We start from the raw sequence: 26,319 nt of genomic DNA on the forward strand, positions 1-26,319 counted from the left end.
GCGGTTCTGCCGTAAAAGAACGCGTCGATGTCGACAGCGCTATCATCATGAGACAAACTCACCCTCTTTGCGCTTATCACAAGTTTTCCTCATGGAGCCTTCGGTGCTTGAAATCCGTCACCTGAAAACCCTGCACGCCTTGCGTGAAGCCGACAGCCTGGTCGATGCCGCCGACCGTTTGCACCTGACGCAGTCGGCGCTGTCCCACCAGTTCAAGGAGCTTGAGGAACGCCTGGGCATGGCGTTGTTCGTGCGCAAGACCAAACCGGTACGGTTCACCAGCGCCGGTTTGCGCTTGCTGCAACTGGCTGACGCAACCCTGCCGCTGTTGCGCGCCGCCGAGCGGGATATCGGCCGTCTCGCCGGTGGTACGGCCGGGCGTTTGCACATGGCCATCGAATGCCACAGCTGCTTTCAGTGGCTGATGCCGACCATCGACCAGTTCCGCGATGCCTGGCCGGAAGTCGAACTCGACCTCGCTTCGGGTTTCGCCTTCGCACCGCTGCCGGCGCTGGCGCGTGGCGATCTGGATCTGGTGGTGACTTCCGATCCACTGGAAATCGCCGGCATCACCTATGTACCGCTGTTCACCTACGAAGCCATGCTTGCCGTGGCCAATCAGCATGCGCTGGCGAGCAAGCCGTACATCGTCCCCGAAGACTTGCTGACGGAAACGCTGATCACCTACCCGGTGGAACGCGACCGTCTCGACATCTTCACACGCTTCCTGGAACCGGCCGACATCGAGCCGGCGCAGGTGCGTACTTCGGAACTGACGGTGATGATGATGCAACTGGTCGCCAGCGGCCGTGGCGTCTGTGGCATGCCGCACTGGGCGCTGCACGAATACAGCTCGCGCGGTTACGTGAAGGGTAAACGGCTGGGGGAAAAAGGCCTGTTCGCAACGTTGTACGCGGCGATTCGCACCGACATGCTCGATGCACCGTACATGCGGGATTTTCTCCTGACGGCGAAGGACACGTCGTTCTCGACCCTGGACGGTGTCAGCGCGGTTCGCTGAGTCACTTGTGGGAGCGAGCTTGCTCGCGAAAGCGATGTATCAGACACACAAATAGTGACTGTCAGATTGCCTTCGCGAGCAGGCTCGCTCCCACAGGGATCAGCGCAATATCAGAGTTGACGCCACATGTGGATCTTGTCGAAGTAGTCTTCGCCCACCCGCACCGCCAACGGTTCGAGGCCGAACTGGATAAAGCCGCAGCGCTGGTAGAGATTGAACGCGGCGTCATTGCCGGCGGTAACGGTAAGCTGGAGCAGTTTCAGTGCCGGGTGGTTTTGCGCTTCGGTAATGGCCGCCTGTACCAGTTCATGGCCCAGACCGTGCTGACGAAAATCCGCCGAGACGTACATGCCGAACAACGTGGCCTTGTGGCGAGCCTTCTCGCGCGGTTCGAGGGCCAGGCCGACGATGCCGGCCAGCGCGCCGGCTTCAAACGCGCCAAGCACCACATCGAGCTTGCTGGTCAGACGCCCCTCCCACCAGCTCAATGGCATCACCGCGCGTTCGCGAACGCTGGAGGTGAACGCCTGCGGATGGCGGTCATAGGCTTCGAGCATCAGTTCGCGGTAAGCCAGGGCATGACTGGCGTCCAGCCGTTCGATCCACATGTTCACGCCGTCCTGCGTTGCTCAAGCATCAGCCGCACAGCGAGGCCGCCGAGGACGAAGCCCATGAAATAACGCTGCAGCGCCAGCCACGTCGGGTTACGCACAAACCACGAAGCGATGCCCGCGGCGAACAGCGCGATCAGCAAATTGACGCAGAAACTGACGCTGATCTGGGTCAGGCCGAGAATGATGCTTTGGGTGAACACCGAGCCGTGTTCAGGGGAGATGAACTGCGGAAACACCGAGAGGTAGAACACGGCGATTTTCGGGTTCAGCGCGCTGGTGAGAAAGCCCATGGTGATCAGCTTTCGCGACGAGTCCGGCGGCAATTGCTGCGCCTCGAACGGTGAGCGCGCACCGGGTTTCACTGCTTGCCAGCCCAGCCACAGCAGGTACAGCGCACCGGCCCACTTCAGCACTTCATAGGCCATCGGCACTGCCAGAAACACCGCAGTCAATCCCGCAGCCGCGGCGAACATATGCACAAAGAATCCACTGACCACACCGAGCAACGACGTGACCCCGGCCTTGCGTCCCTGACAGATCGAACGCGAAATCAGATAGATCATGTTCGGCCCCGGCGTCAGCACCATCAGCAATGCGGCAGCGGCGAAAATCAGCAAGTCTTGAAGCGGGATCATGGCAAAGTCCTTTGCGTGGATGATCAGGCGATTGCGCTCAGCGATTTGCGATAAAACGGCAGGATCAGGTCACGTGTCAATGGCGCCAGAACCACAGCAGGATCAGTGGCCGGATCGACCCAGATCACTTCTTCGATTTCCGCCGCCGGTGTGACGTCGGCCTCGATCGTCAGTTGAAAGATCTCGGCCTGCACGACACACCCCGGCTCGTTGGCCGCAGGCGCCGAGAACTGGCCGAGAAAAGCTGCCTGCGCCGAATCGATCTGCAAGCCCAGCTCTTCTTCCAGCTCGCGGGCCAGCGCGTGCACCGGCAACTCGTGCGCCTCGATCTTGCCGCCCGGTTGCATGAACGCCGTGGTGCCGCGCTTGCGCACCAACAGAGTCTGGCCTGCGGGATTGAGCAACAGCGCGGCGGCTATATGAATGAGGTTTGCAGAGACAACGGATGCAGAAGTCATGGATCAGCCACCGGCCTGGAAAAACCGCAAGGATCCCATGCCCGGCCCAATGACGTCACCTCACCGATCATTCCCCCTGCGCCTTGAGCGTGGCTTCAACCTCCTCCGGCACCTTGACGAAAATCGTGTACTTGCCGCCCTCCATGGCTTCAAACGCAATCAGCTTTTCCACCAACAGCGCGCTGAGCACCTTGCCGGCATTGAGCAGCAGCATGCCGTTATCGGCATTGAGGTTGCGCGCCAGAATCATCCCCGCCGCCAGATCCCGAGTGGACAGCACCTTGACCGACGGATCCGCCAGCGTCACGTCGCTGAGGAACGCGGCACACACCTGAATGAAATCCTCGACCAGATCGGGATCGTACAAACGCCCGGCGTACTGGCGCAGGTACAGCAGCGCTTCATCGCTGTTCATCTGCCGCTCGAGGATCAGACCGCGCTGCAACTCGACGAAATCCACTGCCAGTTTCAGCAAGCGTGAGCCGAACGGAATGCCCTCGCCCTTGAGCCGGTCGGGAAAGCCGCTGCCGTCCCAGCGCTCCTGATGATGCAGGATCAGACGCGCCGCATCCTTCATCGGGTCCAGGGTCATGAGCAACGATTCGCTCTGCTTCGGATAGCTGCGATAGCGCTCGCGTTCGGTATGGCGCAGCAGATCCGAGGGCGTGGTCATCATCGCGTCGGTCCAGCTCAGTTTGCCAATGTTGTACAGCGCCGCCGCCATGGTCAGATCACGGCTGGTGGCCTCGTCCAGCCCATGCTGTTTGCAGTAGCTGCGCACCAGTTCAATGATCTGCCGGTTGGTCTGTTTGGCAGGTGGCAAGCGCAGATTGGCCAGCAGCGAGAACACTTCGGTACCGGTGACATAGCTGTGTTTGAGCTCTTCGTATGCCAGATCAAGCATGTCGGCGGTCTGCTGCAGTTCGGCGGTGCGCGCTGCGACATGCTTTTCCAAAGTGCTGTTAAGCAGTTTGAGCTGATCGTTCTGCACCCGGGTCAAGCGCTCCAGCCGTTGGCGCTCCTGCTCGGAATGCTGGTGTTCGAGGGACTGGCGCAGAATCAGCAGCAGCTCTTCGTCATTCCACGGTTTGCTGATGTACCGGTGAATCTGCCCGTCATTGATGGCTTTGATGATCGCCGCCGGGTCGGCATAGCCGGTGAGCATGATCCGCGCCGTCGCCGGAAAACGTTCACGGACATGCGCCAGTAACGACGCACCGTCCATGCCCGGCATCCGCGCATCGCTCATCACCAGGTTCACCGGCTGCTGCGCGAGGATCTCCAGCGCCTGGGCGCCGCTGGTGGCCAACAGCAGATCGTAGGGTTGGCCGCGTAACAGGCGGCGCAGGCTGTTGAGGATCGACTCCTCGTCATCGACCAGCAGCACTGTGGGTCGATGCGCCGGCAGCGGCGCGGATGGCTCTTCCATGGCATGGCCTCAAGCAAACAGGGAAATTACGACGCACCGAGCCAACACTTCGCCGGTCCGCGCCTGAGTCCAAGGCTAGATGATTTTGGCCGGCATTCACGCCGATCTTTGTCCGGGGCCGAAAGCGCAGTGCCGGGGAGCCGACTATGCTGAAGACAGCGCAAGACTCCATCGGCGGATACAAACAGGCAAATGGCGAGGGAAAAGGATGCCCCGGATCACCACAGCATGCCTCCCCACGGGTGGCGCGGCATGACAGCGCCAACCGTGCACATCAATCGCCGCGTGCTGATCGTTGACGACAGCCCGGCGATCCATGGCGATTTCGCCAAGATTCTCAGCCCGGTCATCCCCGGTGACGATGGCTTGGGCGAAACCGAGAGCCTGCTGTTCGGCACGCCGTCCGCACCGCAAACCCAACATTTCGAACTGGATTCGGCGTTTCAGGGCCGCGAAGCCCTGGAAAAACTCGAGGCTGCGCTGGCAGAAAACCGTTCCTACGCCATGGCCTTCATCGACATGCGCATGCCACCGGGCTGGGATGGTCTGGAGACCATTGAACGGCTGTGGCAGGTCGACCCCAAGCTGCAAGTTGCGCTGTGCACGGCCTATTCCGATTATTCCTGGGAAGACATCGACCGGCGTCTGGCGCTGAACGACCGCTTGCTGATCCTGAAAAAGCCCTTCGACGCCATCGAGATCCGCCAGATGGCCAGCGCCCTTACGGTCAAATGGCAGATGACCGAAGACGCCGAACTGAAGATGAGCCTGCTGGAAGCTGCGGTGCAGGAACGCACCCGGGAGCTGTCCGACGCCAATGTGATCGTGCAGAACAGCCCGACCATTCTTTACCGTTTGCGCGGCGAACCCTCGTTTGCGCTGATGTACATCTCCCACAACATCACCCGTTACGGCCATGTCGCCGCCGACCTGGTGGGTTCGCCCGACTGGGCGCAGGCGCTGATTCATCCGGACGATCAGGCGAACGTCGATGCGGCCATGGCCCGGGTGCTGGATCGGCATGCGTCGGGCGCGTCCATCGAGTTCCGCATGCGCACCGGCCAGGGCACCTGGCGCTGGGTGGAGAACCGCTACATCCCGGTGCGCGATGATGACGGCCGTCTGCTGGAAGTCGAAGGCATCATCCTCGACATCACCGAGCGCCGCCTGGCCGAGGACAAGCTGGCCTTGCTCGCCCGCTCCGATGGCCTCACGGGGCTGGCCAATCGCGCCACGCTGATCGAGCGCCTGCATCAAGCGTTCGCCGCCGCACGACGAGGCGCCATGCCGTTCGCGGTGTTCTACCTGGACCTCGACCATTTCAAGCGGATCAATGACACCTTCGGCCACCCGGTGGGCGATCTGCTGTTGCAGGAAGTCGCCCGGCGCATCAAGTCCGATGTCCGCGAAAGTGACGTAGTGGCGCGCCTGGGCGGTGACGAATTCGCGATCCTGCAACTGGACGTCAGCGACCCGACCCAATCGGCCGCGATGGCCGCCAAGATTCGCGACACGCTGCTGGCGCCCTACCACCTGGCCGGTAATGCGCTGCATATTTCGGTGAGCATCGGCATCAGCAGTTACAGCGACCTCAGCCTCGATGCCGACGCGCTGCTCGGGCAAGCCGACATGGCGCTGTACCGCGCCAAGGAAATGGGCCGCAACCAGTACCACTTCCACTCCGAGGAAATCTCTCGGGAAGTGGCCGAACGCATGACCCTCGTCAGCGAGTTGATGACCGCCCTTGAGGGCAATGAGCTGATGCTGCGCTATGCGCCGGAGGTCGATCTGCACAGCGGCAGGATTCTCGGCATGGAGGCACAAGTCCTCTGGCAGCATCCTCGTCGCGGCCTGCTGCAGGCCTGCGACTTCGTGCCGATTGCAGAGAAAACCGGCGCAATCATTCCGCTCGGGCGCTGGGTGCTGGATCACGCCTGCCACCAGATGCATCTGTGGCGTAACGAAGGCGTCGCGCCGCCCGTAATGGCAATCAAACTTTCGCTGGCCCAACTCAAGAGCGGCCCCGAGCTGATCTACAACGTGCTGCGCACCACCGCCCGTTGGGAACTCGCCCCTTGGGACCTGCGTTTCGATGTCACCGAGGCCACACTGGCCCAGACCAAGTGGACGCACAACGACGCGTTGCCGCGCCTGCGTGAACTGGGCGTGAGCATCGCCATCGATGATTTCGGCACCGAATACTCCTCGTTCGACTACCTGAAAACCTACCGGGTCAATCACCTCAAACTGGCGCAGAGTTTCGTCGACAGTGCCGCCCACGATGTTGCCAGTGCCAACGCCCTGCGCGCGATGGTCAACTTCGCCCGGGATCTGGACATCGACATCATTGCTGAAGGCCAGCCGTCGTCGGATCAACCGTGCACGCCGCCCTCCGCGCCCCCGCTGCCCAGCGCCCGGGGCATGTATTTCAGCGCAGCGGTCAGCGCCGAACAAGCCGGGCATTTGCTCAAGGACAGTTGCCGGCTGACGCCAAAGGAGGACGAGGCATGAAAACGCCTTTTCCGCAGACCAACCGGCGCATCCTGATCATCGACGACACGCCGGCGATCCACGATGACTTTCGCAAGATCCTCGCCCCGCAGGTGGCGGACGCCGTCGATTTGCAGCAACTGGAGCAGACGCTGTTCGGCACCCAGCAGACGCCACACCTGAGCTTCCAGCTCGACTCCGCCTATCAGGGCCAGGAAGCGCTGGCGCTGGTCAACCGCGCACTGGCCAGTGGCAATCCCTACGCCCTCGCCTTTATCGACATGCGCATGCCGCCCGGCTGGGATGGCCTGGAAACCATCGAGCAACTGTGGCGGGTCGACCCAAACCTGCAAATCGCCTTGTGCACGGCGTACAGCGACTACAGCTGGGAAGCGATGGCCGAACGGCTGGAGTTCGGCGATCAGTTGCTGATCCTGAAAAAGCCGTTCGACAGCCTGGAAATCCGTCAGATGGCCAACGCCCTGACCTGGAAATGGCAACTGGCGCAGGACGCGGCGCTGAAGATGCTCAGCCTTGAGCGGACCATCGAAGCGCGGGTGCACGAACTGCTCAAGGTCTCGCACCTGCTGCAATACGACAGCCTCACGGAACTGCCCAACAGCACCTTGCTCGGTGATCGCCTGAGTCAGGCCATGGCCGTGTGCCGACGGCATGACAAACAATTGGTGGTGATGTTTCTCGGTCTGGATCGCTTCAAGCGCATCAACAATGCGCTGGGCCATCCGGCGGGTGACGAGATGCTCAAACGGGTCGCCCGGCAACTGTTGTCCTGCGTGCGCGATTCGGACTCGGTGTTTCGCTACGGTTCCGATGAGTTCGTGGTGATCCTCGGCGACATCAACCACCCTCAGCAAACCCACGGCATCGCGGAAAAACTCCTCGCCGCCATTCGCCTGCCGCAGACGATTGCCGGCCACGACGTCAGCGTCACCGCCAGCCTCGGCATCAGCGTCTACCCCGAAGACGGCCTCGAAGCCACCGAGCTGATCAAGAAAGCCGAGACCGCGATGCGCAACGTCAAGGAACAGGGGCCTGACAACATCGGCTTTTTTATCGAAGCCATGAACCAGCACGCCCGGGAACAGCACAGCATCGAGTCGGGCATTCGCCGCGCCCTGCAGGCGCATGAGTTCGTCCTGCACTACCAGCCGAAAATCGACCTGCGCAGTGCCAAAGTGGTGGGTGCCGAAGCACTGCTGCGCTGGCAGAAACCCGGGCATGGCTGGGTCTATCCGTCGGACTTCATCCCGGTGGCCGAGGACAGCGGCCTGATCGTGCCGTTGAGCAAATGGGTGCTGGCTGAAGCTTGTCGTCAGACCCGTGCCTGGCAACTGGCCGGACTGCCGCCGATCCGCATGTCGGTCAACACGTCACCCATCGATTTTCGCCAGCGTGACTTCGTTGCCGGCATCGAGCGCGTACTTGAACAGACAGGTCTGGCCCCCGAATGGCTGGAGCTGGAAATCACCGAAGGCGTGCTGATGCAAAACGTCGAGGCGACGATGACGGCGCTCAAGCGCCTGAAAACGCTGGGCACGCGTCTGGCCATCGATGACTTCGGCACCGGCTATTCCAGCCTGAGCTACTTGCGGCGATTTCCCATCGATGTGCTGAAGATCGACCAATCGTTCATTCGCAACCTGTGCAACGACCGCAACGATGCCGCGCTGGTGAGCGCGATCATCAACCTGGGCAAGAGTCTGGAACTGGACGTCATCGCCGAAGGCATCGAAACCGCTGAGCAACTGGCCTTTCTCAAGGCCCATCACTGCGAAGAAGGCCAGGGCTACTTTTTCAGCGAAGCCCTGCCCGCAGACGCATTTGCGCGGTTGCTGGCCGGTACGCAACCCGCGCCCTGGACGATTGCATGATCACTGTGAAACCAGCCTGGAGTCAGGGAGACAATTGCCGATGAGCCTTTTCCATTACGGCATCGCGTTGCTGCTGTGCGGAGTCTGTATCGGCGCCAGTGCCGAGCCGCTGGACGAGCCGCTCAAACCGCTGCCCGCGGTGCCGCAGCAGGATCCCCGGCGCGTGGAACTCGGTCGACGGCTATTCCACGAACCACGTTTGTCGATCAACAACACGCTGTCCTGCGCCAGCTGCCATCAACTCGACAAGAACGGTGCCGACAGCCGCGCCTTGTCGCTGGGCTTCGACGGCAAACCGGTGGCCGTCAACACACCGACCGCGTTCAACGCGGCCCTCAATTTCCGTCAGTTCTGGGATGGCCGCGTCGAAACGCTGGAGGAACAGAGCAACGTCGTCATCACCAGCCCCCATGAAATGGGCAGCGACTGGCGCACCGTGATCGAACGCATCGGCAACGACCCCGACTATCGTCGTGATTTCGCCGCCACCTACCCGGACGGCGTGACCCAGGCCAACGTCCAGCAGGCGCTGGCCAGTTTTGAACGCACCTTGCTGACGCCCAACTCACGCTTCGATCAATACCTGCTCGGCAACACCGACATCCTCACTCTGGAGGAAAAGTACGGTTACCAGCGCTTCAAGGAGTACGGCTGCATTGCCTGCCATCAGGGGGTCAACATCGGCGGCAACATGTTCCAGAAATTCGGCGTGTTCGGCGATTACATTGCCGATCGCGGCAACCCGACCGTGGCCGACCAGGGCCGCTTCAACGTCACCGCCGATGAAGCAGACCGGGCCGTGTTCAAAGTGCCGAGCCTGCGCAATGTCGCGATCACCGCGCCGTACTTTCACGACGGTTCGGCCCCCACCCTCGAACGCGCTGTGGATGTGATGTTCCAGTACCAGTTGGGGCGGATGCCGAGCGCTGAGGACAAACGGCTGATCATGCTGTTCCTCACAACCCTGACCGGCCAAAGGGAGGTCCAGCCATGATCAACATCTCGCGACGACGCAGCCTATTGTTGCTGACCCTGGTGGCCCTGGCGCTGGCCTCGATCCTGCTGTTCCTGTACTTCAAATCCAGCTCCGACCAGAGCATGACGTACACCGAATCGCGGGATCTGATCCGGCAGATCAAACAGCAGAATTCGCAGTGGGAGAACGAGATCCTCAAGGCCAGGGTGGCACTGACCCACAACTACGATCCACTGGTGTCACCGATGAATGAGATGAACCGGCTCTGGGCGCGCTTCGACGCGATCGAATCCGGGCATGGGCGCAACGACTCGACGCAATGGAACGATGCTCACGAAAGCTTCCTGCAGGCGATGCAGGAAAAGACCCGTCTGGTCGAACAGTTCAAATCGCACAACGCACTGTTACGCAACTCCCTGGCTTTTTTGCCCACCGCTGAAGACGACATCCAACAGCAACTGGCCAGCCTGTCGGACTTCGATAAATTGCAGTTGCAAAACATCACCACCGACACCTACGACCTGCTGCTCAGCGCCCTCGAATTCGCCCAGGTCACCTCCGACGACCGGGCCGCCGACATCGAGGTCGGTCTGAACAAGCTGAAGGTCAATGCACAACGCCTGCCGCTCGCGTTTCAGACCCCGATCAGAATCCTGAGCAGCCATATCTCGCTGATTGCGCGCGAGCAGCCAGTGGTCAATCAGTTGCTCGAAAGCATCGAAAACATCCCCGTGGCCGAGCGCCTCGACAACATCACCACCATGCTCGATCACGACCAGCAAAGCGCCGATCGGGTCGACCGGCAATACCACTTCTACCTGCTGTTGTTTTCGGTCTTGCTGGTGTTGTCACTGGTGTGGCTGGCCATTCGTTTGATCGGCAGTTTCGCCGAAATCAATCGGGTCAATAACGCCCTGCAAACGGCCAACGATGCACTGGAACAAAGAGTCGAAGAACGCACCCGGGAACTGCGGGACGCCCAGAGCGAACTGCTCGACGCGGCACGTCAGGCCGGCATGGCGGAAATCGCCACCAATGTGTTGCACAACGTCGGCAACGTGCTCAACAGCGTGAACATTTCCAGCGACCTGATCACGCGCAAGCTGCGCAACAGCAAGGCCCAAGGCCTGGGCAAGGCCATGCAACTGATCAACGAACACCCGGATGACCTCGGCGTGTTCCTCAGCGAAGACGCCAAGGGCAAATTGCTCCCCGGCTACCTCAACCAATTGGTGGTCGCCATTACCCAGGAACAGCAGGAAATGCTCGACGAGTTGAACCAGATGAACAAAAGCGTCGACCACATCAAAGACATCGTCGCCACCCAGCAATCCTATGCCGGCGCCAACAGCATGACCGAACCGCTGTTCATCAACGAATTGCTCGAAGACGCGTTGCGCATGAACGCCGGGGCACTCACCCGGCACCACGTCACGGTGGTCCGGGAGTACGCTGACGTGCCGCAGGTGATGGGCGACAAACACCGTTTGCTGCTGATCCTGATCAACCTCATCAGCAACGCCAAATACGCCATGTCCGACCTCAGCAACCGCCCCCGGACCATGACCCTGGCGGTCAAAATTGTCGATGACACCTTCCTTGAAATCAGCGTCAAGGATGACGGCGAAGGCATTTCGCCGGAAAACATGACGCGAATCTTTGCCCACGGTTTCACCACCCGCAAGGAAGGCCACGGCTTCGGTCTGCACAGTTGCGCCCTGGCCGCCATCGAGATGAACGGCCACCTCACCGCGCACAGCGACGGCCCGGGCCAGGGTGCATTGTTCACCTTGCAGATCCCCCTGATCAGCGTCACGGAGAGCGCATGAGCGAGCTGTCGAACCGCCGCATTCTGCTGATCGACGACATGCCGTCGATCCATGAAGACTTTCGCAAGATTCTCGCGCCGCCGGCGGCGCAGTCCGTGGAACTGGACGAGATGGAAGCGGCACTGTTTGGCGCTCAGGTGCGCGCCGAACGTCCGCCGTTCGAGCTGGACTCGGCCTATGGCGGCGAGGAAGGTCTGGGCAAGCTGAACCAGGCCTTGGCGGAACTACGCCCCTATGCGCTGGCCTTTGTCGACATGCGCATGCCCGACGGCTGGGACGGCGCGAAAACCATCGAGCATCTGTGGCAGCAGGATCCACAGTTGCAAGTGGTGGTCTGCACCGCCTACTCGGATTATTCCTGGGATGAACTGCTGGAGCGTCTGCAGGCGCATGACCGCTTGCTGATTCTTAAGAAACCGTTCGACAACATCGAAGTGCAGCAGATGGCCAACACCCTGCTGACCAAATGGCAGATGACCGAACGCGCGTCACTGCAAATGCATCACCTGGAACATCTGGTCGATCAGCGCACGGCCCAGTTCAAGCAGGCCAGCGAAGACCTGCAGCGGGAAATCGATGAGCGCAAGCAACTGGAAAGTCAGCTGGTACAGTCGGAAAAACTCGCCTCACTGGGGCAAATGGCGGCGGGCGTGGCCCATGAAATCAACAACCCGATCGGCTTCATCTCCTCCAACCTCGGCACCCTCGACGGCTACTTCAAACAATTGCTCAGCGTACTCGATGCCTGGCAGACGCTTGGGCCAACACCAGACAGCGAATCCGTGGCGCGGCTTGAGCAATTGCGCAAAGACGCCGATCTGGATTTTCTCCTCGAAGACATTCCGGTGCTGATCCGCGAATCCAAGGAAGGCATTGGCCGGGTCGGGCAGATCGTCAAGGACCTGAAGGATTTCTCCCGGGTCGATAGCCAGCAGCAATGGCAGTGGGCCAATCTGCAACAAGGCATCGAGTCGACCCTGAACATTGTCGCCAGTGAACTCAAGTACAAGGCCGACCTGATCAAGGAGTACCAGCCCCTGCCGGACATCGAATGCCTGCCGTCGCAAATCAATCAGGTGATCATGAACCTGGTGGTCAATGCGGCGCAGGCCATGGGCCCCGAACGCGGCACCATCACCTTGCGCACCGGGCAACAACAAGACACGGCGTGGGTGGAAGTCGCCGACACCGGCGCGGGGATTGCGCCGGACATCCTGCAGAAAATCTTCGATCCGTTCTTCACCACCAAACCCGTCGGCCAGGGCACCGGGCTGGGCCTGTCCCTGTCCTACGGCATTGTGAAAAAGCACGGTGGCGACATTTCGGTACGCAGCGAACCTGGGGTGGGCACGACCTTTCGCATCGAGTTGCCGATGCGCCAGAACCGGCCCGCGGCCTGAAGACGCCTCAGGTCGCTTGCTGAAAGTCCATTTCCGGTGGCTGGCGACGGAAACCACCGGTGAGTACTGCCAGGTAAACTACGCCGATCGCCAGCCAGCTCAAGCCCAGGTACACCGCCAGGTGATCGAGGCTGACCATCAGCCACAAGTCCGCCACCAGCCCGATCAACGGGCAGAGCAGCGCGCGGGATGGTGCGGCGTGGATCGCGGGTTTCTTCGGTCAGCGTGCTGACCGCATCGAAGCCGAGGAACGAGTAGCAGGCGGTGGCCGCGCCGCTCATGATCAGCGGCATCTGCAGGTCGCCGTTGAAGAACCGCTTGATCGACCACAACGGCGTGCTCGCATCGCCACCGATGTAGTGCACGCACAGCGCGACGAAAGCGATCAGCACGAGGAACTGCACCAGCATCAGCAAGGCGTTGATGCCGTTGGCCAGTTTCAGGCCAATGATGTTGATCGCGCTGGTGATGCCGATAAAGCCCAGCACCCAGATCCATTGCGGGATCGACGGGAATGCAGCGGCCATGCGCCCGTAACTCATGGCGGTGAAGAACATCGCCACCAGCGCCGCCAGATACGCGGCGGGGACCATGCTGGCGGTGGACTGGGCGAGGATGCCGAAGGTGCCGAGGACAATGATCGGCGTCATGTAGGCGATGCCGAACAGCACCACCGACCCTAATGAAAGGGTGCGTTGCAAACGAGCCATGGGCGACTTACTCCGAATGTTATTGGATTTATGGCAGAGCCGGGTTCGGCGAATGTTTTCGGGTGTGGCTGATCGTTCCCACGCTCTGCGTGGGAATGCCTCAATGGACGCTCTGCGTCCGCTCTTGGGACGCGGAGCGTCCCGGGCTGCATTCCCACGCAGAGCGTGGGAACGATCGGGTAAAACCTGAGTTCGACCCGTTGCTTCAGGTCGGCGTAACTCGAGCAATCAACTCGATCAGTCCCCTCTCCCTCCGGGAGAGGGCTAGGGTGAGGGCAGCGGTCAACGGCGTGGAATCAACAACTCACGAACACCATCACCGTGCTCCAGCACCTCCCCCGGCAACTTCAAGCGCTGATCATCCAGATAGCGGTAATCCCTGCGCGCAATCTCCAACCGCGCGAAATCCAGTTCAACGCAGAACGTCCCTTCCTCACGCCCGGCCTCGAACAACAACGTCCCCAGCGGATCGACCAGCGCACTGCCACCGGCAAACATCAAACCGTCATCCCCCGCCTCGACGCGATTGACCATCAACGCAAAGGCCTGATTCTCCTGGGCACGGGCCATGATCGCGGTGCGGTGAGTCGGCGCGTACGGGTCCATGTTGCCGTTAGTCACGATCAGCAACTCGGCACCCAGTTGCGCCAAGGCACGGGCCGACTCCGGAAACTCGATGTCGTAGCAGATCAGCAGGCCAACGCGCACACCGTTCCACTCGCAGGTGGCGTAACGGTCGCCGGCCTCGAACACGCCGCGATCCGACGCCCACAGATGAGTCTTGCGGTATTTCAGGGCAATGCCTTCAGGAGTGATCAGCAACGTGGTGTTGTAGAAGCGACCGTTGTCGTTCTCGGCCATGCCGATCACCACGGCGATGTTGTGTTCACGCGCGGCGGCCAGCACCGCGCTGACGGTCGGGCCGTCGAGCGGTTCGGCGGTTTGCGCCACGGTTTCGGCTGTCGGGAAGCCCATCAGGTGGGTCTCCGGGAACACGATCAATTGCGTGTCGGCCGCACACGCGGCAATCGCTGCCAGTGCGCGTTCGAGGTTGTAGGCCGTGGCATTGTCTCGGCCTGCCAATTGCGCGAGTTCGACTTTCATGGGAATTCCTTGTGATAAGCGGCGGGCGCTGAAAGATTGCCCGGTGGCTGTCTGTGGGCCAGTATGCGCAGCAAGCAGCCGGCCAGGGAATTACGCGGCCGGGGTAACCCGATAGGGGTAGATCGATGACACTTTCGTTTGACGACATCACCTGGCACCGCGCCGTCGGGCAACTTATCGATGCGCTGGACAAGCCGAATTTCTGGGCGCAACTGGTGCGTCTGCTCGACCAATACGTGCCGTTCGATAGCTGGGTGGCGCTGCTGTTCAGTGCCGATCAACACCCACAGGTCTTCGCCGAATGCCCCGGCGAAGACGGCAGCCCCGATCAGTTGTTTCAGGATTATCTGCGTGGTCTGTACCTGCTCGACCCGTTCTACATCGCCTGTCGCGAGCAAACCCGCACCGGTCTGTATCGCCTCTCGGAAGTGGCGCCGGAGCATTTCGAACTGACCGAGTATTACCAGCGATACTTTCGTCTGAATGTCGTGGCCGATGAAATCCAGTTCAATTGTCAGCTCGAAGGTGATCGCACGTTGTGTCTGTCGCTGGGCAGTGAAAAACGTTTCACTGGCGAACAGATTGCCCTGCTGTCATTGATTCAGCCTTGGGTGCTGGGCCTGTTGCGCCAGCGCCTGCCCTACGAGATCAACGAAACCGTGGCCCTCGCCGCCCCTGCCCGGGCTGACTGGCGGGTGCAACTGGAGGCGTCGGTGCAGCAACTCAAGGGCACGCAGTTGACTGCCCGGGAACTGGATGTCGGGCGTTTGATGCTCAGCGGTTGCTCCAGTAAAGAAATCGCCCGTAAGCTGGAAATCTCCGTAGAAACCGTGAAAGTCCATAAGAAACACATGTACAGCAAGCTGGGAATCAAATCCCAGTCCGAGCTGTTTTCGATTTTTCTTCAGGCGCAAAACGCCTTAAACAGCGCGATTTAAGTTTTTTTGTGGGAGCGAGCTTGCTCGCGAAGGGGCCATCACATCCAACATTCATGTTGGCTGATCCACCGCATTCGCGAGCAAGCTCGCTCCCACAAGGAACTGCGGCGCTGATTATTCCGAGTCCGAACCAAGGAAACCGTATGAGCCTGTCACTCCTGAGCCGCTACGCCTTCTTTGCCGTCTGCGTGATTTTCACCCTCGCCAGCCTGCCTTTCCTCGAACATGACTGGCTGTGGCCGATCACCGCCGTCACCGGCGTACTGAGCCTGATCGGTCTGTTCGACCTGCTGCAAAGCCCGCACGCGGTACGGCGCAACTACCCGATCCTCGGTAATATCCGCTATCTGGTTGAAGGCATCCGCCCGGAGATCCGCCAGTACCTGCTGGAGTCCGACAGCGATGCCCTGCCCTTCTCCCGCGCCCAGCGCTCGCTGGTCTATTCGCGAGCGAAAAACGAAACCGCCGACAAACCGTTCGGCACGCTGATCGATGTCTATCAATCCGGTTTCGAATTCATCGGCCACTCGATGCGTCCGGCGCCGCTGAGCGACCCGAGCAGTTTCCGCGTCACCGTCGGTGGCCCGCAGTGCAGTCAGCCGTACTCGGCCTCGGTATTCAACATCTCGGCGATGAGCTTCGGTTCGCTCAGCGCCAATGCCATTCGCGCGTTGAACCAGGGCGCGAAACTCGGCAACTTCGCCCACGACACCGGTGAAGGCAGCATCAGCCCGTATCACCGCGAACACGGCGGCGACCTGACCTGGGAGCTGGGCAGTGGCTACTTCGGCTGCCGCACCAGCGACGGCCGTTTCGACCCGGAACGCTTCGCCACCCAGGCACAGAACCCGCAAGTGAGGATGATCGAAATCAAGATGAGCCAAGGCGCGAAACCCGGCCACGGCGGCATCCTGCCCAAACACAAAGTCACCAAGGAAATCGCCGAAACACGCGGCATCCTGATGGGCGAAGATTGCGTCTCGCCGTCACGTCACAGCGCGTTTTCCACGCCGATCGAAATGATGCAGTTCATCCAGCAACTGCGTGAACTGTCCGGCGGCAAACCGGTAGGCTTCAAGTTCTGCCTCGGCCATCCGTGGGAGTTCATGGGCATCGCCAAAGCCATGCTGGAAACCGGCATCCTCCCGGACTTCATCGTCGTCGACGGCAAGGAAGGTGGCACCGGCGCCGCACCGGTCGAGTTCACCGACCACATCGGCGTACCGATGCGCGAGGGCCTGCTGTTTGTCCACAACACCCTGGTCGGCCTGAACCTGCGCGACAAGATCAAACTCGGCGCCAGCGGCAAGATCGTCAGCGCCTTCGACATCGCCAGCGTGCTGGCCATCGGTGCCGACTGGGCCAACTCCGCGCGCGGCTTCATGTTCGCCATCGGCTGCATTCAATCGCAGAGCTGCCACACCAACAAATGTCCGACCGGCGTCGCCACCCAGGACGCCCTGCGCCAGCGCGCCCTCGTCGTCCCGGACAAGGCGCAGCGCGTGTTCAACTTCCACCGCAATACCCTCAAGGCACTGGCGGAAATGCTGGCCGCAGCTGGGCTGGAACATCCGTCGCAACTGTCGGCCAAGCACTTGGTGCGGCGCATGTCGGCGACCGAGATCAAGTTGTTCTCGCAGTTGCATGTGTTTCTGAAACCGGGGGAATTGCTCACCGGGGAAGTGAATGGCGAGTTTTACTCGCGGATGTGGCAGATGGCACGGGCGGACAGTTTTGAGCCGCAGGAAGTGGTGGCGGCGTAACGGCCAATGCGCCAGTCTGCGCAACGGACTGGCGCGTTACTGCTGATTTTGGCGCAACAAGACAAACCGGAAAAACAGGTAGCCCGACGACAGATTGAACAGTGTGAACGACGCCACTGTGGCCAATCCATGCCAGTGCTGCGCATCGGCAAGCAAACCGATGGCAAAACTCACCCCGCCCATCCCGCCGATAAACAAAAGATAACCAAGCATCGACGTATTGCGCTCAAAGGTATACAGCACATTCACGTAAAACGAGAACGCCGCGGCCACGCAAAACGCGGCGAAATTACTCGCGGCTTGAGTCAGCCCCGCGGCGGTGCACAGGACAAAAAATATTTGCCAGTGAATCAGTCCATCGGCGAGGCCGATCACACTCAATGCAGAGAATCCTTTCATCTCGGTTCCTTGCCAAAGCCGTTTTTGGCGAACAGCCAACCTAGGTCATCACGCGCTGGCGGTCTACTGTCAGAAATTACAGGTCAAGGGTCGATTACGACGAATGGTCAGCACTTCACCCCATGGCGGTTATGTATCGCCGGGCTACGACAGTGCCAACAAAAAAGCCCCGGTCTCGCGACCGGGGCTTGGTTGATGCAGACGCTAAAACTTACGAAACCGAACGCGCAGCACCTTGCGCTACGTTGCTCGGTTGCAGCTTGAACACGTAGAACAACACCGTCAGCAGCACCAGGAACGCAGGCCCCACATACAGCGCCACGCGCGTGTCCGGGAAGTACGCCATCAGGCCGACCACCAGCACCAGAAACGCTAGCGCAAAGTACGAGCTGACCGGGTACAGCCACATCTTGTACTTGAGGCCGGCACGTTCGCTGGCGCTCAGGCCTTTACGGAATTTCAGTTGCGCCAGCAGGATCATCACCCAGGTCCAGATCGCGCCGAAGGTGGCAATCGAGGTCACCCAGACAAAGACTTTTTCCGGCACCAGATAGTTGAGCAGCACGCCCAGCAACAACGCACCGATCGACAGCAACAGCGCACGACGCGGTACACCGTTATTCGAAGTCTTGGCAAAACCGGCCGGTGCCTGGCCGTTCTGCGCCAGGCTGTAGAGCATGCGTCCGGTGCTGAAGATACCGCCGTTGCACGACGACAACGCGGCGGTGATCACCACGAAGTTGATGATGCCGGCGGCAGTCTTGATGCCCAGACGCTCGAAAGTCATCACGAACGGACTGCCCTGGGTGCCGATTTCGTTCCACGGGTAGATCGACAGAATCACGAACAGTGCGCCGACGTAGAACAGCAGAATCCGCCAGAACACCGAGCCGATCGCATCGGGAATGGTCTTCTGCGGGTTCTTCGCTTCACCGGCGGTCAGGCCGATCATCTCCACGCCGAGGTAGGCGAACATGACCATTTGCAGGGACATCAACACGCCGGTCACGCCGTTGGGCATGAAGCCGCCGTGGGCCCACAGGTTGGAAATCCCCAGTGCCACGCCGTCATTGCCGAACCCGAAGGCGATGATGCCGACGCCGCCGATCACCATCGCAATGATGGTGACGATCTTGATCAGGGCGAACCAGAATTCGAACTCACCGAAGGCCTTTACCGCGATCAGGTTGACCGAACCCATGCTGATCAGCGCCGCGAGAGCCCAGATCCAGCGCGGTACATCGGGAAACCAGATGCCCATGTACACGGCCACCGCGGTGATTTCCGCGACGCAGGTCACCAGCCACAGGAACCAGTAATTCCAGCCCGTGAGGAAGCCCGCCAATGGGCCGAGGTAGTCTTGCGCGTAACGGCTGAACGAGCCGGCGACCGGGTTGTGCACGGCCATTTCGCCGAGAGCGCGCATGATCACCAAGATGGCCAGACCACCCAGAATGTACGACAGCATGATCGCCGGGCCGGCCATTTCGATGGCCTTGGCGGAACCTAAAAACAGACCGACGCCGATACAGGCACCGAGTGCCATGAGGCGAATATGCCGTTCGCCGAGTTCGCGTTTGAGCGGACCGCCCTGAGCGGTGTCGCCGTGAGGCAGTTGATTGCCGACTGGCATAGGGGTGCAACCTCGTCTTGTTATTGGATATGACCACCGAGTGTCGAAGCGTCGGCCGATAAGCCCTGGCTTGAAATGAAACCGCGCCTGCTTTGTGAGCAGACACGTCTTGCAGGACAGCCTGCAAGATCAGCGGGACGTGCAGTATAAAAAGCCTTTGGCAGGGCATTTCACTCTATAAATCACAAGATTAAGGGGGAGTTACCGCAAAGAAGGCAGTTGATCGAGCAGATCAACTGGTAGCTGTAGGAAAACTCGCCACTAAAAGCGGTGGCGAGTATTGCACAACCTTGGTGCATCGTCTTTTCAACGTGCGTTTTTTATCCAGAGCAATCCGCTATCAGGCCGCGCTGCTTTGCCGCGCTGGGTCGGTCACGGTTTTCACGACTTTGGAACCGGTTCTGATGATCTTGTTCTGAGGAAAGGCTTTCGCCTGTCGGGTTGGCTTGTCAAAAAAACCGGGATCTTTTACGGAATATTGTGCAATGGTCGGGGCACCGTACTGGGCTTGGTAGTGAAGCATCCATTCACCCGTCGTCCGCTCATATTTCATGTAGGCGAACCCCGTCAGAATCATATACGCGTTGCCGCTTTCATCATTACGCAACCCGTAATCCGGAAACTCCATGGCGGTACTCAACCCCCAACCATGTTCGTGGTCGGGTAGATCGTTGTATTGAGCAGCCTCTTTGCCCGCTTCCACGTGTCTGACGCGCAGGACATTTTCCCCCATCTGATCCACGGTAAAAGAGCAGCCGCTGAACCCGGGCGTAAACACATGATCGGGCTCACCCCATCGCGGGTGAACGGGTATGTCTACGTATCCTCCCTGAGGAGCCCAATACCCCAACAACGCATTGCTCTGATGTGGCAGTTCGTTAGGGGTGCTCCACACGCTGATGGCATTGAACTCACTCTCCACCGCGCCGGACGTGGTCATCCGTTGCATGGAAAAAATCATCTGCCCTCCTCCTTGGGTATTGGTCATTTGCGGGTCTACGTTGAGGACATCCGACCAGAACTGCGACTTGAAAAGATCAGTGCTGACAGGAAGATGATCAAATTGTGGGGCGGCCAGAGCCTGATGAATATTCGTCGGCCTGCCCGTGAAAGGGACGAATTCAAATGGCCCCCAATCATAGGAAAGATGGCGAACATCGTTGAGCGTCACCACTTCGATCCGCGGCTCCCACAGGCCGTTGGGCAAAAGTTCGCGGCTGAAAGGCGGGCGCAGCCAGACGGGTCTGTCGGAGGTACCTGGCTGCTGTCCGCTGACAACGTCCGTTTCATGCAGATCATCGGTAATATTGCCGCCGAACAGCGACTGCTGTTGCCATTGATCCGGCGCCACTTGCCGGTATCTGCGAGGCGCAAGTTCGTTGAAAGCCGAATCGACGAGGAGGACGTCGACACTTTCCGCGTTCAGGGTGAAATCATTCTTGACCCGGTACACCGCGACCTTGCCACGCTCATCTATATTGCGGATATAACGGCGCAGTCCATCAGCACTTTGCAAGATGCCTTTGCCTGCCGGGCTGAGACGCGCGAGTTCGGATGGTTTGACGGCATAGCGACGAAACTGCCTGTTACTGAACCCGGCCGGTGTCGGTTCGACTGATGTCGAAGGCGGCGGCAAGGCATGCTGCCATTCGCCGGCGCCATCTTGTTCAACAATCGGCTGATAAGCCTGCGGTTTGTTCGGGTGCAGAATTCTCGATTGCCCGGTGGCCGGTTCGATGACTTTCTCGAAGACGCCGTCCTCGACCTTCACATAGTGTCTGGCGCCGACCGCAAACTGATTCTGTGGATCAGGCTCCACGTCTGCCAACGACACATCGCTTCGATAGGGCACAAGGTCAGGCTTCCACAAACGCTTCTGTCCACCGGGCATTTCAATCGGCGTGAATTCCGAATGAACGCCGGCCAGCAACGGCAGCGTCGCCACACCAATGCCGATGTTTTCCAGTACGTCGGTGATGTGTTCCCAACCGGCTTCCCTATCGCCCTTGCTGAGATCTTCAAGCCCCTCCAGCACTTCGTCCATCAGTTGCACGGCGGACACTCCGAGCATGACCAAGCCCAATGGAGGTACGGCAAAAGACAGTACATTCAGCGCGGCCAGGCCGACTTCGAGGAATATCGCGAGCAAGGATTGCTCATCCCGCACATCGGCATCGGCATTGGACACGGCAGCGTCGCGGGCATCGCTGAAAATCCGCTGGTTGAACTCCCGCTGCAATGTTGTCCAGATGTCATAGTGCTGGACCCAGGGATCACCTGAAGGGTCCAGCACCCTGAGCTGCAGAAGAAAATCGGGATCATGCTTTTGCCGACGGGTTTGATGATCCCATAGCCGCGGCTTGCCTGACGCCGTTGGAATCTCTTCGGTAAAGCTGTAGTAAAACGTCGACCGATCCCTGTAACGCAAGAAGCGGCTGAAGAAATGCTGATAGGCCGTTGGCGCCTTGGGCGAGTCACTTTCAGCGCGGCGCACGAACTGTTCGGTCAATCGGGCCTTGAGTGCCGTCACTGTGGCGTAGTGCTTTACGGGATGATCGGGGTCGTCGGGAATGTAGGCGATGAAATCGTTATTGGCGAAACCGTCAACGGTCGGCAGCAGGTCATCCAGAATGCTTTCGTCGTCCGGATCGGCGATCTCGAAAATGATACAGCTGTGTACGGGCAACTCATTGAAACTCAAGCTGCGATACCACAGCGTCTTACCGTCGACGTGAACAGGTTCCTGCCCTGCTGCACTCGACATCAACGCTGCAAAATGTTCCGGGCGAATATCACCCTTACATAAGGCAATATAACTCGCAGCCTTCAGTGCTGCTTTCTGGTAATTGACGAACAGCTTATTCAGTTTGTCGCGAGCATTGCCGTCAGCCCAATGAAGTTCATCATGCAAATAGGCCTGATACTGTTTGCCGATATCCAGTTGTCGGCATAACCCGATGAACTCATGAACATCAAGTCCGACGTCGACTGTCTTTCCACCTGAAACTGTCACATAGCAATTCGGCTTGAAAAAGAACATTGCCTTTTTATCAGGCGAATGGTTATGCAGGGCGGCGTCAAGCAGCGAAGCGGGTGGAACCTGCGAGCTGTGAAAATCACTTTTACCGGACAAATCTACCTGTACCCGATTGACGTCCAGATCCAGCCCGGCGCTTTCCTTTATGGCCTTTGCCAGCAATGGCGCGGCGAATTCATGAGGTGTTTGCACGGAGGCCATGGCGCTATTCAGCAACGTATGCGCCGCGACACTTTCTTCGATCAGGTGTCGCGCTTCTTCGCGTTGTTTCGGCGACGCAACCTTTAACCATTGTGGCGCATCGGCATCAAACGTCTTTAACATCTCAAGGTTTTCTTTTGACATACCCAACAGTGCTGACGGCGTTGCAGCCTTAACAATATCAATATGCTCGGCAATACTGAAAACCTGACCACGAGATTCCAACATGACTTCATCCCAGACAAATAAAATTGAAGTCCGAGTTAACAACAAAACATTCAACAGGCGAAGCCCATGAGTACTACCAGACTTTAGCAACTTACATTCATATAAATAACCTTCACTGAAAAGTTACATATGTGTTTTCTTGATTCGCGGTCTCTCAAAGCGCCACGTCGCACCGCACTCTCCGTACCGGGGCTGCCAGCCGGCCCCCGATCGCACATTTTTTTCACCAGCCCCAACCACCGTCTAAGCTTCAGACAAGTCCGATCAATCTGCGTGAATGGATCAATCGACTATGGGCGCTTTGTGGCAAACCGATTCGAGTAAAGCCGTGGTTCCGACTGAACGAGTGGATGAAGCGCCTGTCCCTGAAAAACCCCGCCGCAACCGGCATGGGTGGAAGGCTTTCTGGTTGTTGCTGGTGATTATCGCGATCGTCGTGGGGCTGGCTGCGTCCAAGGAAATGCGCACTTCGCGCTTCCAGTCGCGTGAGCTCAGCCAATACGCCGCGTCGCTGACGTACACCCTCGAACCCGGTCCCAGCGAAGCCATTCGCTATCCGGGCAATGGGCCGTTCGATCTGCGCCTGGGTTACAGCTCGCTGGATGAATTCCTGCCGCGCCTGCTCAAACGCAACTACGTCATCACCGAGCAGGCGCGGTTTTCCCCGGCACTGCTCAGCTACACCGACAAAGGCCTGTTCGTGCCGTATTCGGAAAAGATTCAGGCCGGGCTGTCGATCACCGATTGCCGCGCCGCACCGTTGTACAAGTACAACTACCCACAACAGCTGTATTCAAGTTTCGAATCCATCCCGCCGGTGGTGGTCAGCAGCCTGCTATTCATCGAAAACCGCTTCCTGCTCGACCCGAAACAGCCGCTGGCCAACCCGGCGGTGGACTGGCCGCGCTTCGGCATGGCCGCGTGGTCGCAAGTGGCAAAATTGCTGCACCTGCCGGGGCAGTCGGCGGGCGGCAGCACGCTGGCGACGCAATTGGAAAAGTACCGGCATTCCCCGGATGGCCTGACGGTGTCCGGTGCCGAGAAACTGCGGCAGATGATGTCGGCCAGCGTGCGCGCCTATCAGCCCGGCCCGCAAACCCTCGGGGCACGGCAGAATATCGTGCGTGACTACCTCAACAGCGTGCCGCTGTCGGCGGTGCCGGGGCACGGCGAAGTGCATGGCATGGCCGAAGGCCTGCGCGTCTGGTACGGCAGCGACTTCAATCAGGCCAACGAACAACTGAACAGCCCGGCCACCGATGCGAAGACCATGGCTGCCAAAGGTTTGGCCCTGCGCGAGATGTTGTCGCTGATGATCGCCCAGCGCCGTCCTTCGCATTACCTGACCAAGGGCCGCGAAGAGCTTGCCGACCTCACCGACAGCCATTTGCGCCTGCTCAAACAGAACAGTGTGATCGACAACGCCCTGGCCGATGCCGCGCTGACCAGCAAAGTCACCTACCGCGACTGGCAGACCCAGCCGACCCTTCAGCCGATCGAAACCAACAAAGGCATCAGCGTCGCCCGCAGTCGTCTGGCGAGCATGCTCAACCGGCCGCTGTACGACCTCGACCGCCTCGACCTCTCGGCCACCAGCACCCTGCAGGGCGACCTGCAAACCCAGGCCACCGCTTACCTGAAAAAACTCGCCGACCCGGCCTACGCCGCCGAAATCGGCTTGCTCGGTGAACGTTTGCTGACCCCGACCAGTACCACCCAAGTGCGCTACAGCTTTACCCTCTTCGAACTGACCCCGGACGGTTCCCGCGTGCGGGTGCAGACCGATAGCACCGACCAGCCGTTCGATATCAACGAAGGCAGCAAACTCGAACTCGGCTCCACCGCGAAAATGCGCGTGCTCACCACTTACCTGCAAATCATCGCCGAACTGCACGACAAGTACGGCGCCATGAGCGTGCCGGAACTGAAGAAAGTCGAAGTCCCCGATCAGGACCGCTTGAGCCAGTGGGTCATCGAATACCTGATCCAGAACAAGGATCACGACCTGTCGAAGATGCTCGGCGCAGCCCTCGACCGTAAATACTCGGCCAGCCCCGGCGAGGCGTTTTTCACCGGCGGCGGCCTGCATGTGTTCCACAACTTCCGCAAGGAAGACAACGGCCGCATACCGACCCTGCGCGATGCCCTGCGTGAATCGATCAACCTGCCGTTCATTCGGCTGATGCGCGATGTGGTGCGTTATGTCACTTATTCAGGGCCCAACAGCAGTGCCGAACTGCTCAAGGACGATCGCGATCCGCGCCGGCAGGAATACCTGGCAAGTTTCGCCGACCGCGAAGGCACGGCGTTCCAGCTCAAGTTCTGGAAAAAATACAGGAACAAAGACACACAGGCGCGTCTCGACACCTTCCTCGACAGCATGCGCCCGACACCGATCCGCATGGCCGCCGTGCATCGCTACCTGCTGCCCGATGCCAGCCAGGAAGACTTCAACACGTTCGTCCGCTCGCACCTCAAAGGCACCAAGCTCACCGAAAAACTCACCGATGATCGCCTGATCCGCCTCTACGATTCCTATGGTCCCGGCAGTTACGATTTGCCCGATCAAGGCTTCATCGCCAAGGTGCATCCGCTGGACCTGTGGATGATGGGCTACTTGTTGAACCACCCGGACGCGACCTTCAGCGAGATCGTCAAGGCCAGCCACTTCGAACGTCAGGAAGTCTACAGCTGGCTGTTCAAGAGCAAGCACAAGGGCGCCCGCGACAGCCGTATTCGCACCATGCTCGAGATTGAAGCGTTCCTCGAAATTCACCAGCGCTGGCAGAAAGTCGGCTACCCGTTCGACCATCTGGTGCCGTCGCTGGCCACCGCGATTGGCAGCTCCGGTGACCGCCCTGCCGCACTGGCCGAGTTGATCGGCACCATCCTCAATGACGGCGTGCGCATGCCGACGCTGCGCATCGACAGCCTGCATTTCGCCGCCGGCACGCCTTACGAAACGCAACTGGTCAATGACCCGCACGTGGGTAAACGAGTGATGCCGTCCGAGGTCGCCACAGCCATGCGCGAGGCACTGTCGCAAGTGGTCGACGCCGGCACGGCAAAACGTGTTTCCGGCAGTTTCAAACTGGCTGATGGCAGCCCACTGGCCATGGGTGGCAAAACCGGGACCGGTGACAACCGCATCGAAGCCATCGGTTCGGGCGGACGCATCCTCAGTTCGAAGTCGATCAACCGCACGGCGACGTTCGTTTTCTACATCGGCGATCACCACTTCGGCACCCTCACCGCGTTCGTTCCGGGGCGTTCGGCAGAGAACTTCAAGTTCACCTCGGCCCTGCCAGTGCAGGTGCTCAAGGGCATGGCGCCGATTCTGACGCCGTATCTGCAACCGGGCAGCGACTCACAGTGCAACCCGACGCAGACCGCCAGCGTGGCGATGCTCGAAGCGCCGCGCCCTACAGCGAGGTAACAAATCGTGTCGGCTTTTTCTGCATCAGGGTGACGAATTTTCGCTTCAGCGGGTGGTATTTATATATTTTTCAGATTCGAATTTTCGTCGAATTGGCGCTGCGCAAAGCCGTTTGCCTCCCGATCT

Annotated in this window: 17 protein-coding genes and 1 pseudogene; 9 read left to right on the forward strand and 9 right to left on the reverse strand. The window is 59.7% G+C overall.

Annotation, left to right across the window (positions count from 1 at the left end):
* Positions 1–103 precede the first annotated feature (103 nt).
* The gene (metR, locus tag AC1DVF_RS13070) at positions 104–1,021 is read left to right on the forward strand and encodes a transcriptional regulator MetR (protein ID WP_007916739.1); all 918 of its coding nucleotides are present in this window, start codon (positions 104–106) and stop codon (positions 1,019–1,021) included.
* A gap of 110 nt (positions 1,022–1,131) precedes the next feature.
* Here the strand turns inward: metR and AC1DVF_RS13075 are convergent, their stop codons facing one another.
* From AC1DVF_RS13075 to nosR, 4 genes are all read right to left on the reverse strand, one after another.
* The gene (locus AC1DVF_RS13075) at positions 1,132–1,629 is read right to left on the reverse strand and encodes a GNAT family N-acetyltransferase (protein WP_099757062.1); all 498 of its coding nucleotides are present in this window, start codon (positions 1,627–1,629) and stop codon (positions 1,132–1,134) included.
* Between the two features lie 2 nt (positions 1,630–1,631).
* Entirely contained in the window at positions 1,632–2,270 is a 639-nt protein-coding gene (locus AC1DVF_RS13080) for a LysE family translocator (protein ID WP_460130042.1), read from the reverse strand.
* 23 nt (positions 2,271–2,293) lie between these two features.
* Positions 2,294–2,728, reverse strand: coding sequence for an NUDIX hydrolase (locus AC1DVF_RS13085; protein ID WP_477782550.1), 435 nt, complete (start codon positions 2,726–2,728; stop codon positions 2,294–2,296).
* Positions 2,729–2,795: 67 nt separating this feature from the next.
* On the reverse strand, positions 2,796–4,157 hold the full coding sequence (gene nosR / locus AC1DVF_RS13090; RefSeq protein ID WP_095048305.1) for a response regulator c-di-GMP phosphodiesterase, NosR family: 1,362 nt from the start codon (positions 4,155–4,157) through the stop codon (positions 2,796–2,798).
* Positions 4,158–4,409: 252 nt separating this feature from the next.
* Between nosR and AC1DVF_RS13095 the strand changes: the two genes are divergently transcribed.
* From AC1DVF_RS13095 to AC1DVF_RS13115, 5 genes are read left to right on the forward strand one after another with little or no spacing between them, the layout of a single operon-like run.
* Positions 4,410–6,668, forward strand: a complete 2,259-nt coding sequence (locus AC1DVF_RS13095) for a GGDEF/EAL domain-containing response regulator (protein ID WP_477782551.1) — start codon at positions 4,410–4,412, stop codon at positions 6,666–6,668.
* On the forward strand, positions 6,665–8,539 hold the full coding sequence (locus AC1DVF_RS13100; RefSeq protein ID WP_460130046.1) for a putative bifunctional diguanylate cyclase/phosphodiesterase: 1,875 nt from the start codon (positions 6,665–6,667) through the stop codon (positions 8,537–8,539). The genes AC1DVF_RS13095 and AC1DVF_RS13100 overlap by 4 nt, the downstream gene beginning before the upstream one ends.
* A gap of 40 nt (positions 8,540–8,579) precedes the next feature.
* Entirely contained in the window at positions 8,580–9,533 is a 954-nt protein-coding gene (locus AC1DVF_RS13105) for a cytochrome-c peroxidase (protein ID WP_460092127.1), read from the forward strand.
* Positions 9,530–11,344: a DAHL domain-containing protein gene (locus tag AC1DVF_RS13110; RefSeq protein ID WP_414927011.1), complete on the forward strand. Its 1,815-nt coding sequence runs from the start codon at positions 9,530–9,532 to the stop codon at positions 11,342–11,344. Before AC1DVF_RS13105 ends, AC1DVF_RS13110 begins: the two co-directional genes overlap by 4 nt.
* The gene (locus tag AC1DVF_RS13115; RefSeq protein ID WP_477782552.1) at positions 11,341–12,744 is read left to right on the forward strand and encodes an ATP-binding protein; all 1,404 of its coding nucleotides are present in this window, start codon (positions 11,341–11,343) and stop codon (positions 12,742–12,744) included. Before AC1DVF_RS13110 ends, AC1DVF_RS13115 begins: the two co-directional genes overlap by 4 nt.
* 7 nt (positions 12,745–12,751) lie before the next feature.
* On the opposite strand, the pseudogene AC1DVF_RS13120 reads toward AC1DVF_RS13115, so the two are convergent.
* Both AC1DVF_RS13120 and AC1DVF_RS13125 read right to left on the reverse strand, forming a co-directional pair.
* Positions 12,752–13,454, reverse strand: a pseudogene (locus AC1DVF_RS13120) (APC family permease).
* 282 nt (positions 13,455–13,736) lie between these two features.
* Entirely contained in the window at positions 13,737–14,558 is an 822-nt protein-coding gene (locus tag AC1DVF_RS13125) for a carbon-nitrogen hydrolase family protein (RefSeq protein ID WP_477782553.1), read from the reverse strand.
* A gap of 125 nt (positions 14,559–14,683) precedes the next feature.
* Between AC1DVF_RS13125 and AC1DVF_RS13130 the strand changes: the two genes are divergently transcribed.
* Both AC1DVF_RS13130 and AC1DVF_RS13135 read left to right on the forward strand, forming a co-directional pair.
* On the forward strand, positions 14,684–15,496 hold the full coding sequence (locus AC1DVF_RS13130) for a helix-turn-helix transcriptional regulator (protein ID WP_460092132.1): 813 nt from the start codon (positions 14,684–14,686) through the stop codon (positions 15,494–15,496).
* Positions 15,497–15,639: 143 nt separating this feature from the next.
* Positions 15,640–17,259 (forward strand): FMN-binding glutamate synthase family protein, encoded by a 1,620-nt coding sequence (locus AC1DVF_RS13135; protein WP_093430605.1) that lies wholly within the window; start codon positions 15,640–15,642, stop codon positions 17,257–17,259.
* A 36-nt stretch (positions 17,260–17,295) separates the two neighbouring features.
* Here the strand turns inward: AC1DVF_RS13135 and AC1DVF_RS13140 are convergent, their stop codons facing one another.
* From AC1DVF_RS13140 to AC1DVF_RS13150, 3 genes are all read right to left on the reverse strand, one after another.
* Positions 17,296–17,658: a polysaccharide synthesis protein GtrA gene (locus AC1DVF_RS13140; RefSeq protein WP_093430606.1), complete on the reverse strand. Its 363-nt coding sequence runs from the start codon at positions 17,656–17,658 to the stop codon at positions 17,296–17,298.
* A gap of 211 nt (positions 17,659–17,869) precedes the next feature.
* Positions 17,870–19,291 carry an amino acid permease gene (locus AC1DVF_RS13145; protein ID WP_477782554.1) on the reverse strand — a complete coding sequence of 474 codons (1,422 nt, stop codon included), beginning with the start codon at positions 19,289–19,291 and terminating at the stop codon, positions 17,870–17,872.
* A 340-nt stretch (positions 19,292–19,631) separates the two neighbouring features.
* Positions 19,632–22,757: a dermonecrotic toxin domain-containing protein gene (locus AC1DVF_RS13150; protein ID WP_477782555.1), complete on the reverse strand. Its 3,126-nt coding sequence runs from the start codon at positions 22,755–22,757 to the stop codon at positions 19,632–19,634.
* 292 nt (positions 22,758–23,049) lie between these two features.
* Between AC1DVF_RS13150 and AC1DVF_RS13155 the strand changes: the two genes are divergently transcribed.
* A complete protein-coding gene (locus AC1DVF_RS13155; RefSeq protein WP_477782556.1) occupies positions 23,050–26,193 on the forward strand; it encodes a transglycosylase domain-containing protein in 3,144 nt (1,047 codons plus the stop codon).
* Positions 26,194–26,319 lie beyond the last annotated feature (126 nt).

The organism is Pseudomonas sp. P4_D7, assembly GCF_056401755.1.